A 15,293-nucleotide genomic window follows, 5' to 3' on the forward strand; every position below is an offset into this window, starting at 1 on the left:
CCTTTCCCTTTCTGCTAGGCACCAACGGCGGCACAAAGGAAAAGCCAGCCGGCGCGGGCCGACTGGCTTGGCATCCCGATCGACGCTCCGGCGCATGCGTCAGTCGGCCGTGATTCCCGCGCGCTTTACCACGCCCTTCCAGCGGGCGATGTCGGTGTTGATCAGCGCGCCCATCTGGGCCGGGGTGCCCGTGCTCACGCGCAGGCCCTGCTTGGCCAGCTCGGCCTGCACATCGGCACGGTTCATCGCCTCGACGAAGTCGCGGTTCAGGCGCTGCACCAGGTCGGCCGGGGTGCGAGCCGGTGCCAGCACCGCGTACCAGGCGTCCACCGCGTCCATGGCGGGAAAGCCCTGCTCGCGGAAGGTGCGCACCGCCGGCAGCAGATCGCTGCGCTTTTCGCCGGTCACGGCCAGCGCCTTGACGCGCCCCGCCTGGATCTGCGTGCGCAGCGAAGGCACGGAACCGAACATCATGTCCACCTGCCCGCTGATCAGGTCGGTCGTGGCATTGGCGATGCCGCGGTAGGGCACGTGGACCACGAAGACCCCCTGGTCTGCCTTGAACAGCTCCATGGCCAGGTGGTGCGGCGTGCCATTGCCCGGCGTGGCGTAGTTGAGCTTGCCCGGCCGGCCCTTGGCCAGCGCGACCAGCGAAGCCACGTCCTGCACCGGCAGGGCCGGGTTCACCGCGAGCACGAAGTTGGCCTCGGCCAGCTTGGCCACGGCGGCGAAGTCGCGTGCCGCATCGTAGGGCTGGCTCGCCTGCACCGCGGGCGTCATGGTGTGGGTGTTGATGGCCATGAGCAGGGTGTGGCCGTCGGGCTCGGCCCGGGCCACGGCCTGCGCACCCATGGCGCCGCTGGCCCCGGGCTTGTTGTCCACCACCACGGGTTGGCCCCATTTGGCAGCCAGGTGCGGGCCGATCAGGCGGGCAATGGTGTCGCTGCCGCTGCCGGGCGTGAACGGCACGACCAGGGTCACGGCCCGGGCCGGGAACGCGGCGCGGGCCTGCGCGGCAGCGTGCAGGCCGGTACCGAGCAGGCCGGGCGCCGCCAGGCAGGCGAGCAGCTGTCTTCTGCGCAGTGGCGTCGTCATGCGGCCTCGCATGCGCACTGCAGGGCAAACGCCAGCTGCTGCAGCTGCAGCGTGTGGCCATAGTGGTGAAAGTCCATGCAGTGGCCGGTCTGCTGCACCATGGCGGCATCGACGCGCGGCGAGTGCGCCAGCGCTCGGGCAAAGCCCGCAACCTCGTCGGCGCCCATGATCCACAGCGGGTCCTGCGCCGACTGGCGGTAGTGCACCGGCACGCGGATGGCCGCGAGCGTGGCGGGCGCGTTGTCCGTCCAGGTGCTGACGATGTCCACCAGCTCGGCCTTGGGCGCTGGCGCATCGGCCGCCTGGCTGGCCTCGACCATGGCCGGATGGTAGCTGCCCGCCGGGCCGAACATCATCTGCACCTTGACGGGGCCGGGCATCTCCACGGTGGGAGTGTCGGGCAGGCTCTCCCACAGCGGCTTGTGCTCGGGCGGGGTTTTGAGGCACATGCCCGACAGCGCAATGCCCAGCAGCGGGAAGGCGGGCGCTGCACTGGCCGCCTCGGCGGCGAGGCTGGCGGTGATGGCGCCGCCGATGGAGTGGCCGATCAGGAAGATGCCGCGCGTGCCCTCGCCATAGCGCTGCCAGCAGTCTTCCAGCACCTTGAGCAGGTAGGTGGCCTGGCCCTTCACGGTGCTCTGCGCTGCGGGCAGGGCCGGGCTGCCGCCGTAGCCTGGGCGGTCCAGCGCCACCACGGGGATGCCGTTGGCCACGGCCCGGTCCAGCAGCGATGCGCCGGGAATGTCGAAGTAGCGCGAGGTGTAGGTGCCGCCATGCAGGGCGACCACCAGGGGCAGCGGGGGACGGCTATTGCTGCTGCCGGGCAGCCGCACGCGCCCGGTCAGGTCGCCCGCGACCTTGGCGGCAGGGCCGGGTTGGAACGATGAGGTATTCATGCTTTTTGTCTCCGTTGAAATGCTTCTGTGGGGCCATGCCCGGGTGCATATCCACCCACCGAACGCGCAGCGTAATGCCTCAGGGAAACAACGGACAGATGAGAAAGATGAGAAACCGATGCTGCGATTGCATCGCAGCGGGCCCTGCGGCCTCAAGGCACCACGGTGTCCATGTGCAGTGCGGCCCGGCGGATCATGTCGCAGAAGTACTCGGCCGCGGGCGTGAGCGGAAGGCCGGTGCGGCGCACGATGCAGATCGGCGGCGCAGCCAGCGACTCCTGCACATCGATCTTCTGCAGAAACCCCTTGAACAGGGGCACCTGCGCCCACTGCTGGGGCAGCATCGTCAGCAGGTCGGAATGCGCCACCGTGAAAAAGAAGGTCAGCGCGGAGTGGCCCTGCACGACCAGCCTGGGGGCGGGCAGGTCGTGTTGCTTGAACAGGGGGGAGAGCTCGTCTTCGGCACGGTGCGTCACCGAGGTGCTGACCCATTCTGCGCCCACGAGGTCCCGCAAGGACCTCGCGGATGACAGCGGGTGCCCCTTGCGCCCCAGGATGACGCGCTCATTGTCGAACAGCTTTTCCACCGTCAACTCGCCGGAAACTTCCCCGAGGATCGGGCCGATGTAGAAGTCCATCGTCCCGCCCGTGAGCTCCAGCTCCACCCGCGGCAGCACGGCGTCGAACAGGTCCAGGGTCACCTTGGGGAAGGCCTGCCTGAACGGCCCCAGGGCATTGGGAAGCAAGGCCATATGGGCAACGCTCGAGAGGCACATGCGGATGTGCCCATGGGTCGCGCCTTGCAGCTGTTCGATTTCTTCCTGGGCACGTCGGAACTCGCTGCGCACGGCCTTCGCACGCCGCAGGAATACTTCGCCCATGGGCGTCAACTGCACGCCTTTCGCACGGCGCTCGAACAGCACCGCACCGAGTTCCTTTTCCAGCTCCTGGATACTGCGCGTCATGGCCGGCTGCGCCAGCCCCAGCTGGCGCGCTGCGGCACGCAAACTTCCACGCTCTGCCACTGCCAGAAAATCACGAATCGAATTGAACTTCACTGGCGGAGTTTGGCGTGGGATGCGCTATGTAAAAGAGGGAGAAAGCCGAAAATTATCGGCCCTCCCTCGTGCGCCAGGCATCCGGGGAATCCCGCACCATCGGCCCGATGGCGGCAACGCGTTCAGCAGTCGCCGTGCATCCCGAGCAGCTTGTACGCGTTGCCGAAGTACAGCTTGCGCGCGTCCTTCTCGTCGAGGTCCAGGTCTTCGATGGAGCGGATGCCCTCGCGGATGAACATGGGTCCGCCCTCGGGATCGAACGGACAATCGCTGGCAAACACCACGTGGTCGGCGCCGAAGAAATCCAGGCCGCAGCGCAGCGCAGAACTGGACCCACCGAGCACGGTGTCACCGTAGAACATCTTGAAGTACTCGATCGGCGGCTTGGACAGGCGTTTGAGCGCGTCGGCGTCCGACCCGTCGATGCTGCGGCTGCCCAGCTGGGCCCACAGCGTTTCGGCACGCCCGGAAAAGTACGGCAGCATGCCACCGCAGTGGTGCGTGATCAGGCGCAGCCCGGGCAGCTTTTCGAGCAGCCCCGAGAACACCATGCGGGCCATGGCGACGCTGGTCTCCACCGGCCAGCCCAGCACCTGCCAGATCTCGTACTGGGACTTGTCCTCGTCGGGGTAGTCGGCCCGGCTGGCTGGCCGCGTGGGATGCATCCACACCGGCATGCCGTGCTTTGTGGTCACACGCTCGAAGACCTCGAACAGCTCCGGCCGGTCCAGCGCGCTGCCGTTGACGCTGGTCAGGATCTGCACGCCCTTGGCGCCGAGGACCTCGATCGCATAGTCCATCTCGTCGAGCGCGGCCGCAGGATTGTTCATGGGCAGCGAGGCCACAAAGGCCGGAAACTTGTGCGGCCACTGGCGGCAAATTTCGGCCATGCCTTCGTTGGCCACCCGCGCGTAGCCCGGGGAGACATCGGGCCCGCCCAGCATTTCCGGCGACGGCACCGCACAGGTGATGACCTGCCGGACTTCGGGCCACTGGTCCAGCATCTTCACACGTGCCTCCATGTCCCAGAGCATGCGCAGGGAATTCATGCGCCGGACCATGCCGGGCTCCTTGCCATGCCGGTTCACCAGCTCCAGGTAGGCGGGGGGCATGACGTGGTTGTAGATATCGATCTTGGTGGGTTTTGCAGTCGTGGTCATGGGTCTCGTCGTCTCCTGCAGGCACTTTAAGCGACCCGGACTGCTGCCCGGTAGATCACAAAAACGCGCATGCGCCACGGATTCTGGATCGCTCCACGCCGCCTGCGCAGGGCCGGCCCCGAGAGATGCGCCAACGCTATCGAACCGACGATTCCGTCATCTGTTGCGGAACTTCTTCGCTCCCTATCTTCGGGGCCCAGTTGCTCGCAACCCCATGCGGCGACTGACAACCCATCAGGAGACAAAGTGAAAAAATCCATGCTTGCCGTGGCAGCCGTTGCTGCCACCGTTCCGTTTTACACCCACGCCCAATCGAGCGTCACGCTGTACGGCCGCATCAATGTCGGTGTCGAGCACTTCAGCTATGGCTCCACGCCCACGCGCGCCGCGTCGCGCCTGAACGTGCTGACCACCGATGCATCCCTGTGGGGCGTGCGCGGCAGCGAGGACCTGGGCGGCGGCAACCGTGCCTACTTCAAGCTGGAATCGGGCTTCCAGGCGGACACGGGCGCGGTCACCGACGGCACCAAGTTCTTTAGCCGCGAGTCGTACGTGGGCCTGAGCAGCCCCACGATGGGCTCGCTGCAGCTGGGCAGCCAGTGGGCGCCAGGGCTGTGGCAGTCGCTGCGTGCGGACCCGTTCCTGCGCTTCGGGCCGGGCGGCCAGCCCTATGTGCTGCAGGTGGCGCGCGGCTACACCCTGCGCTACGACAACGCGCTGCAGTACATCTCGCCCAAGCTGGGCGATGTCTCGGCCCGCTTCTACCATGCGCTGGGCGAAGGCCAGGCCGTCGGCAAGGCCAGTGCCCTGAGCGTGGACTACGACAGCGCACCGCTGTACGTCGGGGCCTATGTGGAGCAAAGCCGCGTCGATGGGGCCACCGTGGGCCGCCCTGGAGGCCCGGTCTCCAGCCGCACCACGTCCGTGGCGGCCTCCTACGACTTCTCGGTGGTCAAGCTCCACGCGCAGGCCCAGACCAACCACGTGGCCGGACTGCCCAACGTCGATGGCTACCTGCTCGGCGTGTCGATCCCCGTCGGCGTGGGGCAGATCAAGGCCTCTTACGTGCACAAGGATGCTCGCAACGCGGATGCATCGTCCCTGGGTGTGGGCTACTGGCATTCGCTGTCCAAGCGCACCATGCTGTTCGCGAACGTGGCCCGCCTGTCGAACAAGGGCCTGGCCGCCTACCGCATGGGCCCCGCGCTGGCCGAGCAAGGAGCCCTGGGCCCCAACGGTCCGGTGGCTGGTCAGAACGCCACGGCCATCAACATCGGCATGATGCACACGTTCTGAGCCTCCATGCAAAACGCCGCAACACGGACCGTGTTGCGGCTTTTTTCTTGTGCGCCCGCTGCCGGCAGCGGGCCTCGGGAATCAGCTGCTGCGCCCGCTCACCCGTGCCAGCATCGCCACCAGGTCCGCGGGCACGCCATCCCCGCGCCAGGCCACGTGCTGGTCCGGACGCACCAGCACGTGGCGCGCACCATAGAGTGCTGCCACGGAACCTTTTGGCGCGCGCACCACGGTCAGTGGCAGTTGGCAGGCCCGCGCCGCGGCCTGGACCTGCTCCGTGGCAGCATCCTCGGACCCATCGGTCACCAGCCAGGTGAAGCCGCTGCCAAAGGTGTCGTAGAGCGAGCGCCCGTCGTGCAGCCAGGCATGGGGGGCGATGCTGCCGGGGCGCGCCGACGGCAGGTAGTTGAGGAAGTCGGCCTCGGGCTCGGGCCCTTCCTCGCTGGCGATGATGGGCGAAGCCACATAGCGATAACCCTTGACCACGCCCAGGGTGTTGAACTCGCGCAGCTTGGCGGCCATGATGCGCGCACCAATGGCAGCCCGCGCCTGCGTGCCCGCGGCGGAGTCGTCCTCCAGCCCATCTTGCACCAGCTGGTTGCTCAGCGTCGAGTGGTTGGCCGTGGCCTCGTCCATCACGAACTGGTGCACCGGGCGGCGCTCGGCCTCATAGCTGTCTAGCAGCCGGGGGCCTCCCCAGCCCTGCAGCACGGCAGCCAGCTTCCAGCCCAGGTCCACGCCGTCGGCAATGCCCATGTTCATGCCGTAGCCGCCGAAGGGCGGGTGCAGGTGGCAGGCATCGCCCGCCAGGAACACGCGCCCCTGGCGGTAGCGGTCGGCCAGCAGCTTGCTCGCCACCCATTCGTCGGAACTGAGGATCTCGTAGGGCAGATCGATCCCGGTGGCACGGCGGATCAGCGGCGCGGCGTCGGCGGCGCGGAACTTGACGCCATCGGACACCGCGGTGGGCATGAAGAACCAGCGATCCCCGGTGTCCATGGGGCCGATCAGGCTGGGCACATCGGTGTTGACCTGCCAGTACATGATGGCCGGGCCATGGCGGTGGGCCTTGTCCAGCCCGGGCGCGCGAAACACCACGTTGTAGTTGCGCGAGAGCCCGTAGCTGCCCTCCATCTTCGCGCCGATGGCGTCGCGCACGGCGCTGCGTGCGCCGTCCGCGCCCACCAGGAAGTCGGCCACGATCACGGACTCGCCGCCGCCGTCGAGGTCCTTGACCCGGGCGGCCACGGTATCGCCCTGCTCGAAGCCCAGCAACTCGCAGTTGAAGCGGATCTCCACGCCCGGCAGCGAGGCGGCGTGCTCGCGCAGCACCTCCTCCACCGTGTACTGCGGGATCCACTGGGCATGCTCGGAATACATCGGGTTCTTGCCGGGCGCGCAGTACATCGCGTTCTCGAAGCGGGCCAGCTCATGGCCGGCCAGCCGCGTCACGAAGAGCACGTTGGAGGGGTAGTCCACGCCCAGCGGCGAGGCCTGGCGCAGCTTGTCGGCAATGCCCCAGCGCCGCAGGTGCTCGCGCGTGCGCACATTGGTGGTCTTGGCGCGCGGCGCATGGCCGACCCGGGCATTGCGCTCGATGACCAGGCAGGGGATGGAGCGGTGGCCCAGCTCGATGGCCAGGGCCAGTCCGGTGGGGCCTGCACCGACGATCAGAACACGCGGCGTGGTGCGGAGGGGTTGATTCATGTTGTCATCCTTGGCTTGGTTGGCGCAGCTGTCGCCGCTTTGCGAGTCGGGATCGTAGGAACCAAGCCCGTGCGCCAACAGATGCCGCACGCGTGGCATTGATAGCTGGTTTCGATCACCCGGCCATCGGTGGCGCCAAGTTGATTCACGGGCGGCATCGACAGGCGCTTTTTTCCATCTCCCGCGGCGGTGTCGTCAGTCCTACGATGCGCCCACAACAAAGGAGATGGCCGTGACAGCCGAGACAACCCCGTGGATACGTTCCGCGTTCTGGACTGGCCGGGTCAAGGCCGGTGCCGAAACACGCTTCCAGCAGCACATGCAAGAGGTGCTGGTGCCGGGCCTCGCGGCCATGCCCGGTGTGCATGGCGTGTACGCACTGTGGCCCCGCAACCTGGAGGACTCCCCGCCCGCCATCGCCTGCCAGGTGCTGGTGACCTTTGCCTGCCGCGCCGACCTGGAACGCATGCTGGCATCCGAAGAGCGCCGCCAACTGCGCCCCCAGGTGGCCGAGGCTGTCTCCATGTTCGACGGCAGCATCAGCCACATCGAGTTCGTGGCCAGCGCCCCCCCAACCCCCTACTGAAGTCCATCCCATGAAGCTGCTACGCCATGGCCTGCCCGGCCAGGAAAAACCCGGCGCGCTCGACGCCGCCGGCCATGTCCGCGACCTGTCTCTTCTGGTCGCTGATTTCACCCCCGAATGGCTGTCGCCCGAGAAGCTCGGTGCGCTGGCGGCGATCGACCTCGCCCGCATGCCCCTGGTGCCCGCGGGCACGCGGCTCGGCGTGCCGGTGGCCGGCATCCGCCAGTTCGTCGCCATCGGCCTCAACTACCGCAAGCATGCGCAGGAGGCTGGCATGGACATCCCCAAGGAGCCGGTGGTCTTCAACAAGGCCCTGACCTCGATCGCCGGGCCCAACGACGACATCACCCTGCCCCCAGGATCGGAGGCCGGCGATTGGGAAATCGAGCTGGCGTTCGTGATCGGCACGCTGGCGCGGCAGGTGCCGGTGGAGCGCGCGCTCTCGCACGTGGCCGGCTACTGCCTGGCCAACGACGTGTCCGAGCGCGACTGGCAGATCAAGCGCGGCGGCCAGTGGGGCAAGGGCAAGAGCTTCGACGGCTTCGGCCCGATCGGTCCCTGGCTGGTCACCGCCGACGAACTGCCCGATCCGCAGGCCATCCCCCTGGAACTCAGGGTCAACGGCGAGCTGCGCCAGCGCAGCAACACCTCCGACATGATCTTCGGCGTGGCCGAGGTGATCTCGCACCTGAGCCAGTTCATGACGCTGCTGCCAGGCGACGTGGTGATCACCGGCACGCCCGAAGGTGTGGGCCTGGGCATGAAACCCAATCCCGTGTTCCTGCGCCGCGGCGACATGATGGCGCTGTCCGCCGGTCCGCTCGGTACCCAGACACAGCGGGTGATCTGAACCCGCGCGTCCCAGATTCAGGAGTTGTCCATGACCGATACCATCCGCCCCCGCTCGTTCGCCCACGTCGTGTACCGCACCTACCGCTTCGAGCAAATGCTGCAGTGGTACGTGACCGTGTTCGGCGGCCATGTCCAGTACCAGAACCCGGTGATCGCCTTCGTCACCTACGACGAGGAGCACCACCGCGTCGCGCTGCTCAACCTGGGCATCATCAAGGGCGAGTCCCAGGACCGTGTGCCGCGCGGCCAGCCTGGCGTGGACCATGTGGCCTATGGCTTCCAGAGCCTCACCGAGCTGATCGCCAAGTACGCCGAACTCAAGGCCCGGGGTGTTCTGCCGTACTGGTGCATCCACCATGGCGTGACGGTCTCCATCTACTACGCCGACCCCGATGGCAACCAGATGGAATTCCAGGCCGACTGCTTCACGACCAACGACGAAGCCAACGGCTTCATGAACGGCCCCCACTTCGAAACCAACCCGATCGGCGTGGAATTCGACCCCGAGGTCTACCTCGCGCGCCTGAACATGGGAACAGCAGAAGCCGACCTGCTGCCGCGCAGGGAGCACCTGCCGGTCTCTGACATCCGCGGTACCCTGATGGGCTAACCCGCGAACCATTGGCACCTCCAAGGATTCGGGCCCCTTTTTGCGGGCCCTTTTTTTCGCCAGTCGACTCTGGCCCTGGCGGCCTGGCGGCTTGGCACCCTCGCACAGTGGTCTGAATTTATTCACAATTAGTTACAAACACCCTCTGCTCGGGGCGGCTCCACGGCCGCGTTCCGCACAACCGGATGTGCGGAACGACTGTTAACTCTCGCGACGCAGCTCTGCTAAGTCGTTGATTTTTCTAGTGGCTCCCCAAAACGCGCCCTGTGACTTGCGGTGCCCGCGCCACTCAACATTCGTCGGTGAGGTATTTGCGCCATCAAATCCTAGTTTTTGCGGACACGAAATTGCACACTCTCCGGCATAGCTCTTCACACGAAGTCGCACTGGCCTGCAAAGGGACTAGAAAAGCACCATCTGCGCTAACGACGAGTGCTTTGCAGTCCATCTGGAAGCAGGGGAGTGGACAAGCAAGGCCTCCAACAATGATTGCGCCGAGCTGGAGTCAGGTGAGACCGTATTCGCACCCATAGCAGCCTCTCCGAGTAGATCAAGCAAGACGGATGGCCGACGGGCCAGGGTCAAATGCTCACGTCGTGCCAGCCTGAGTCCGATGCTTCCTGACCATTCAATAGTCTGCCGAGCCTTAGGCAGAGCGCCTCGAATCCGCTTGTGATCTTGCGAGTCTGGGGTGTAGCTGTATGCGGTTGCTAGCGCGTAGGTCATCCTGAAAAGTCCGTCGAGACTCAATCCCGCCATAAGCGGAGCCAGCGGATAACCAACTTCGTAGTTCTGAGCCATGGATTTGACATTGGCTACAGATCGTCGGTGTCCATCGTCCATGCGGCTATCAATCCATTGAGCGAGAGTAAGCTCCCAAGACGTTGGCTCTTCGAGCATGTCTACGGCTGCCCAAGGATAGCCACAGTCGCAAACGCCAACGCCCGGACGATGCCAGTTGAGACCTCGAGCGCACGCAGGGCAACAGTCGATCAATAGCCGCTTGTGCACTACACAAGCAACCGCAAGGGAGAAGTCCCATGCAGCCCGGCAGTACCCAAATTCCTGCAGGCAATCCGGGCACACCCTTGGGTAAAAGCGATTGAGAAAGTAGCTACGGCCTAGGCCATGACCCATGTACGAGCAGCCATTCACTCGACGCTGCGCCTGAACGCGCTCAAGCGCGAGCTCGAGCCGCTCAACACTCGCTCCAAACCACTCAGCCAGTCGAGGCGCATCTTGGGCACTCAGCGTGTGAAACCGGTTCTTGCCCAGCATGTGTTTGACGTGCACCAGTCCTCCAATACCATTGCCGCTGCTCATTCGTAGCGCGTACCCCTGCCCAGACTCACCACTCCATATCTCATCTTGCAGCGGGTAGATAGGTGATTCCTCGATCAACGATGGCTGCAGGGGATTCATAGCGAGCGCCTCTCCCTTGGATAGAGGGGAGCGGCGCGGAGTTCGCCACGAATCCGCCAAAGCAGCTCGGCCAACTGCATACGTCGCTTTGAAGAGAGCCGCCAGTGCCACGGTGGCCGAGTCCTGGAAGGCGATTTACCCTCAGAAGAAAAACTGTCTGAGTTGAGTGTCCAACCTCTCTCACGCTCATAAATCTCGCGAAGCCGTACCATGTTTTCATCACTTCTGGCCCGAGCCCTCATTTCTGATGCACTCACCGGCTGACGCGTTTCCCGAGTTGACCTGGAGACGTCAGGGCGCGCTCTATGGACTGGCAGCGCAGCTACATAAAAAGGGACGACTCGAGTCAGATCCACTTGCTCAACGACTTCGCCCCTCCACACTGGAGCAAGAGCTTCGCGAAGCCTTCGCTGCACACTGCGGTTGTAGTCAAAATTTCTACTGTTCACCGCGGCAAGAGAACAGCCGCACTTCGGACATTCAGCGAGCGACAGCGCCGAACGACCAGTCAATCTAGCCTTGTCGACAATGAACGGGTAGGAGCACACGCCGCATTCCTGATTAAGCGGCGATCCGTGAATCCAGCACTCCCGCACATGGGCGAGGCGCCAGTACCAGCGGAGGTATGGAGTTTGGTCTTCCTCAAAGCACGCCCCGCACCATCGATAGCAGGGAGCTCCGTTGTGGCGATACATGAGGTTCTTCTCTCCCGACTCAGACGAAAGCACTGGCAGCCAGTCCATAGAAGCTGGGATATCAGTGCGCTCGATCCCCGCCATTCTCAAAGCACGGCGCCATTCAGTGGTCGGCAGCGGACGATCCCAATCGAACTGCTGCGGTCGAAATCGCACCACTCTTGTGAATACCGCAAATGAGTACTGGTGATCACCGCAGAGGCGTTGAAGCCACGATGCACAGCTTTCGTTCGGCAAAGGCGGTCGGGCAGCCCAAAAGCGGCTTGCCTCGTGCTGCAATCCCTTGGGCCTGTTCATCACTGTGCCTTTCCATCGCCAGGCTTGCGGCGCGCAAAGGGATCGTTCTGATCAGCAATGTCGCCCTTCGCATCGCGAAGCCCCTTGGAGAGAGACTCGAGTGTCACCACCTTGTTTGGCTGGGCTGCAGCGTGCATGCACGCATAGGTAAGAATCCGCTTGAGCAATCGCATGTTGCCACTAGTGGCGATATGCAAAGGTCGGCAAGCATCTGTGTTCACTATCGACAAATCCACCGCCTTAACACCTTCAGCAAATCCTCCTAGGAGAGCCCGCCAATGGTCATCGAACGCCAGTGGATGGATCACAAAAGACGCCGATGCGCGGCTTGTAAACTGAGGATTCAAGAGCCAAAGCCGCTCCAGGACTCTGGTTCCTGCGCCAATCACAGGTAAATTGAACATGTCCATCCGGACTTTCAACCAGTCTGTGGCTGCTCTGGCAGTGATGTCCTTACTTCCTTCGCAAAGATGCTGCATCTCATCAATCAACAAAGCAGATGGACGGCGGCGTTGCAGAGCAATCGTGGTCATGTGATTCAAAGCCACGAGAGTGGGACGCGAGGGCAATGCAGGGAACCCCAACGCCATGGTCATCGCAGCTGCAATGCCTCGTTGGTCAACGGCATCATCCAAAGCTATTCGCAAGCAGCTTTCTTCAAGCGCGGAAGGCTTTGAGAACTCTCGGTTGATGAGATCCAGCAACAACGTCTTTCCCATGCCTGGCTCCGCCATGATCAAAATACCGCTGGGGGAGCGAAGGGTCCTCATGGTGTGGATCAAGTCTCGACAAGCATCCCGTATTCTTTGAAATGCTTGATGATCGACCACCACGTTAAGCACCTGTTCGCCCACTTTGAGTACCTCCGTTGATCTACGACCGGAAAAATCGGGCAATGAATCGTTCATAAGTCAGTTGTCCTCAAGTGAGAAAGAGCGGAATGGCATTACTTCAGGGAGCTTCGTCAGCATCACTTGGCTGACCTGAAGGGGGACATCTGTTGTCATGGTTGGTTGCGGTCGAGAGGGTTCCATGGGCACCGAGGTCAACCCTTGAAGACGGACGAGTGCAGAGTGCTTGCGCACGCGGAGCCCTCGCTTAGTTGCATCCTCCCAACTTGCCTGGAGCCGCAATATCGACTTCTCCATTTCTTCGTAAGCATTTGCGCGAGTCAAGCGCCTTCCGAGTTCTTGGCGAATGATCTGCAGCTGCACCAGTGACAAGCCGTAGCCGTCATTGAATAGAGGCCGTTGCAATGGAACGTTGAGCCAAGACTTGGCCTTTGGGAGATTCACATAGATGCTGCTAAGGTCGTCCGGATTGAAGCGAATTTCAGCCTGAAAGGAACCTCGGTTTTGGCGTCGGTAGTCCTGAAGCTCAACCGAGTTAAACCTGAGGTACTGAAAGAACACCCCATCACCATCAACACGCCGAGATGCCGCCAGTCCGCACAAAATTTCCAGTCCATTCAACTGCGTTGGCAACATTGCAGGAGGACTGGATAGACGCCCTTCTTCCCAGAGATCCCACGGACGACACAGCGTCTTTGGATGGATCTGCAGGGGATACGTCTGGGAAGCCCACTCCACAAGACATGTGCACAGGTCGTCAAAAACGACTGCTGCAGTGAGGTAAGGGTCTGGCGCAATAGCATTGTCGATGGCAGAGTGGACACGCCCATGCATAGGCAGTGCCCGATTCGACTCTTTGATCGCGCGTTCAATTGCCGCTTTAAACCACGGCTGACGCACCGGGTTGAATATCAAGTCGCAGCGCAACTCCCAACCAATACGCTTGAAGTTTGCGGCATGAAACTCCAAGCCGTTGTCGACGACGATAAGCTCAGGAACGCCCATCGCGGTCCAACGCAAAGGATGGTTTTCGAGAGTTTCAACCCAATCGTCTTTCGGGAGGATCGAGACTTGAAGAGCGCGCGCGACTGTTGCTGATGAAGGGCCGTAAAAACTGATGTAGAGGCCGAGCAAGTAGCCAGAGTAGCGGTCAATAAGTAGCGTGATCCATGGTCGGCCCAAGGGAACTCCCGTCCTCGGATCAATGACCCAGATATCAAGGATTGTGTGGTCAACCTCGACCCGCTCCATGATTCGCGAGCTCTGATCTCCCTTGAGGCTGTATCGCCACTTGTTCCGCGCATACTCGACCCCCACACGTTTGACATCCCGGATGTACTGAGGAATCTGCTCTACCCGTCGATTAATTGTCCTTTCCGACGGGCACTGCAACGTCGTTCCCTTTGCACGGTTGTGCTGCTTCACAGCCTCTCGAATTTCGGAAGTAACCTGCTTGACCGATGGGCCCCTCAGCGACAGATAGCGTTTTGCAATCAGTAGATCGACTATGCACTCGGTATCCACTTGGATTCGCTTCGGTCGAACGGTGAACTCCCGCCGGTCCACAAGAACATACGGGTTCTGTTCCGAAGCCAGAAATTTCCGGGTCCATACCTCAACGGTGGCACCTGATGGAGGTTTAAACGGTGGCTTTTGTTCCTTTTTGATCGCTTCGTCAACGATTGCCGACCAGACCTTGCCCGCCACGATTTCGCACTGACTACGGGAAAAGCTCCTGACAGGGGTGTTGAGCACACCCTTGACAAACCGCAAGCGGAACTCGATCAGTTGTAGCTGCCTTGGTGTCCAGCTTACGGGCAATGCGCTGTAGCTATCCTCGCGACAATCCGACGATGGTGGCACCGATGTCGGTACGTACTTCCGAGCATAGATCTCCTTTATCAATTGACTGACTTTGAATGTGACAACTTCGAAGTTGTCCAAGTACTTGAACTGCACACGGCCGTCGCCCAAGTCACGTTCAAACTCCAGTTGCCGCTCACCGTGGCGAAGCACCAAACCACGACTTAAAGTAATCATGGTTGTCTCCTTCCACTGGTCCGATGCAAACAACTTGTTCTGGGTGGACGACGAAGTCGGTTGGTACCCGACACTCGTGCCGTGCCACTAGGTTCCATATCAATGCCTCTGACAAGCCCGCCTCAACCAACTTTTTGACTGAAGCGTTTCCGTCGCACCGCATGCGCATCTCGCGCAAGCACTCCAGCGCCTGCTCGTCGGTGAACCGCAAACGTCCGTACCGCATCAGCAGCAGCGCTCGCGCCGCAAGCGCCTGGCCATCGATCATTTCGTCAGTGATGACGAGGAAGCGGTAGCCGTCCGCGCGCAGGCGTTCTTCAGCGCGTTTGAACTTGTCTTCATGCTTTGCTATGAAGACCTTCGGCTTGACCTCAACGATCAAATCCCCACCATCTCTGAAGACGATCTTGAAGTCGGGCGTGTAGCTTTCCTGCTTCGTTCCGTCCATCAATTTCAGCTCGATCGGCTGATGCACGATGTCTTTGACGACAGGGCACGCCAGGGCAGAAATAACAAAGCGTCGTTCCAGGTGAGATTCGTGCTCGACTGGATGGTCTAAGAGCCAGCCTGCGTTGATAACGCCGACCTCGCGATGTGGGTTGCGGGTGACGACTTTGCGCGTCATAAATACTCCTGTTGGGTTGAGCTAGCCCAGCGCGCAACAAAATTGTTGCGCCCGCGGCTTGACGCCGCGACAGTCACAGGAGTAAATTCACCGGCAAGGACTG

The 15,293-nt window shown here is 62.6% G+C and carries 14 protein-coding genes; 4 read left to right on the plus strand and 10 right to left on the minus strand.

The features are described 5' to 3' along the window. Nucleotides 1–99 precede the first annotated feature (99 nt). The 4 genes from AC07PF_RS01415 to AC07PF_RS01430 all read right to left on the minus strand — a co-directional run bounded on the left by AC07PF_RS01415 (nucleotide 100) and on the right by AC07PF_RS01430 (nucleotide 4,209). Entirely contained in the window at nucleotides 100–1,095 is a 996-nt protein-coding gene (locus tag AC07PF_RS01415) for a tripartite tricarboxylate transporter substrate binding protein (protein WP_007854041.1), read from the minus strand. Next, on the minus strand, nucleotides 1,092–1,991 hold the full coding sequence (locus AC07PF_RS01420; RefSeq protein WP_494610607.1) for an alpha/beta hydrolase: 900 nt from the start codon (nucleotides 1,989–1,991) through the stop codon (nucleotides 1,092–1,094). Before AC07PF_RS01420 ends, AC07PF_RS01415 begins: the two co-directional genes overlap by 4 nt. Before the next feature lie 152 nt (nucleotides 1,992–2,143). After that, the gene (locus AC07PF_RS01425; protein WP_035203285.1) at nucleotides 2,144–3,049 is read right to left on the minus strand and encodes a LysR substrate-binding domain-containing protein; all 906 of its coding nucleotides are present in this window, start codon (nucleotides 3,047–3,049) and stop codon (nucleotides 2,144–2,146) included. Nucleotides 3,050–3,171: 122 nt separating this feature from the next. Continuing rightward, nucleotides 3,172–4,209 carry an amidohydrolase family protein gene (locus tag AC07PF_RS01430; protein WP_007854035.1) on the minus strand — a complete coding sequence of 346 codons (1,038 nt, stop codon included), beginning with the start codon at nucleotides 4,207–4,209 and terminating at the stop codon, nucleotides 3,172–3,174. Nucleotides 4,210–4,455: 246 nt separating this feature from the next. On the opposite strand from AC07PF_RS01430, the gene AC07PF_RS01435 reads away from it, so the two are divergent. Next, nucleotides 4,456–5,505, plus strand: a complete 1,050-nt coding sequence (locus AC07PF_RS01435) for a porin (RefSeq protein WP_494610608.1) — start codon at nucleotides 4,456–4,458, stop codon at nucleotides 5,503–5,505. Between the two features lie 81 nt (nucleotides 5,506–5,586). Here AC07PF_RS01435 and AC07PF_RS01440 read toward each other — a convergent pair whose 3' ends face one another. Next, complete coding sequence (locus AC07PF_RS01440; protein WP_494610609.1) at nucleotides 5,587–7,212, minus strand: FAD-dependent monooxygenase; 1,626 nt, start codon at nucleotides 7,210–7,212, stop codon at nucleotides 5,587–5,589. A 232-nt stretch (nucleotides 7,213–7,444) separates the two neighbouring features. Between AC07PF_RS01440 and AC07PF_RS01445 the strand changes: the two genes are divergently transcribed. From AC07PF_RS01445 to AC07PF_RS01455, 3 genes are read left to right on the plus strand one after another with little or no spacing between them, the layout of a single operon-like run. After that, nucleotides 7,445–7,798 (plus strand): putative antibiotic biosynthesis monooxygenase, encoded by a 354-nt coding sequence (locus tag AC07PF_RS01445; RefSeq protein ID WP_494610610.1) that lies wholly within the window; start codon nucleotides 7,445–7,447, stop codon nucleotides 7,796–7,798. Between the two features lie 10 nt (nucleotides 7,799–7,808). Next, complete coding sequence (locus AC07PF_RS01450) at nucleotides 7,809–8,648, plus strand: fumarylacetoacetate hydrolase family protein (protein WP_494610611.1); 840 nt, start codon at nucleotides 7,809–7,811, stop codon at nucleotides 8,646–8,648. Nucleotides 8,649–8,678: 30 nt separating this feature from the next. After that, nucleotides 8,679–9,260, plus strand: coding sequence for a VOC family protein (locus AC07PF_RS01455; RefSeq protein ID WP_494610612.1), 582 nt, complete (start codon nucleotides 8,679–8,681; stop codon nucleotides 9,258–9,260). Between the two features lie 402 nt (nucleotides 9,261–9,662). Here AC07PF_RS01455 and AC07PF_RS01460 read toward each other — a convergent pair whose 3' ends face one another. The 5 genes from AC07PF_RS01460 to AC07PF_RS01480 are packed head-to-tail and all read right to left on the minus strand — an operon-like array spanning nucleotide 9,663 to nucleotide 15,190. Further along, entirely contained in the window at nucleotides 9,663–10,682 is a 1,020-nt protein-coding gene (locus tag AC07PF_RS01460) for a TniQ family protein (protein ID WP_494610613.1), read from the minus strand. After that, the gene (locus tag AC07PF_RS01465; RefSeq protein WP_494610614.1) at nucleotides 10,679–11,674 is read right to left on the minus strand and encodes a TniQ family protein; all 996 of its coding nucleotides are present in this window, start codon (nucleotides 11,672–11,674) and stop codon (nucleotides 10,679–10,681) included. The genes AC07PF_RS01460 and AC07PF_RS01465 overlap by 4 nt, the downstream gene beginning before the upstream one ends. Beyond that, nucleotides 11,674–12,582 (minus strand): TniB family NTP-binding protein, encoded by a 909-nt coding sequence (locus AC07PF_RS01470; protein WP_494610615.1) that lies wholly within the window; start codon nucleotides 12,580–12,582, stop codon nucleotides 11,674–11,676. The genes AC07PF_RS01465 and AC07PF_RS01470 overlap by 1 nt, the downstream gene beginning before the upstream one ends. A 3-nt stretch (nucleotides 12,583–12,585) precedes the next feature. Beyond that, nucleotides 12,586–14,565, minus strand: coding sequence for a TnsB C-terminal domain-containing protein (locus AC07PF_RS01475; protein WP_494610616.1), 1,980 nt, complete (start codon nucleotides 14,563–14,565; stop codon nucleotides 12,586–12,588). After that, entirely contained in the window at nucleotides 14,525–15,190 is a 666-nt protein-coding gene (locus AC07PF_RS01480) for a Tn7 transposase TnsA N-terminal domain-containing protein (RefSeq protein WP_494610617.1), read from the minus strand. Before AC07PF_RS01480 ends, AC07PF_RS01475 begins: the two co-directional genes overlap by 41 nt. Nucleotides 15,191–15,293: the final 103 nt, after the last annotated feature.

The organism is Acidovorax sp. GW821-FHT10A04 (genome assembly GCF_059415825.1).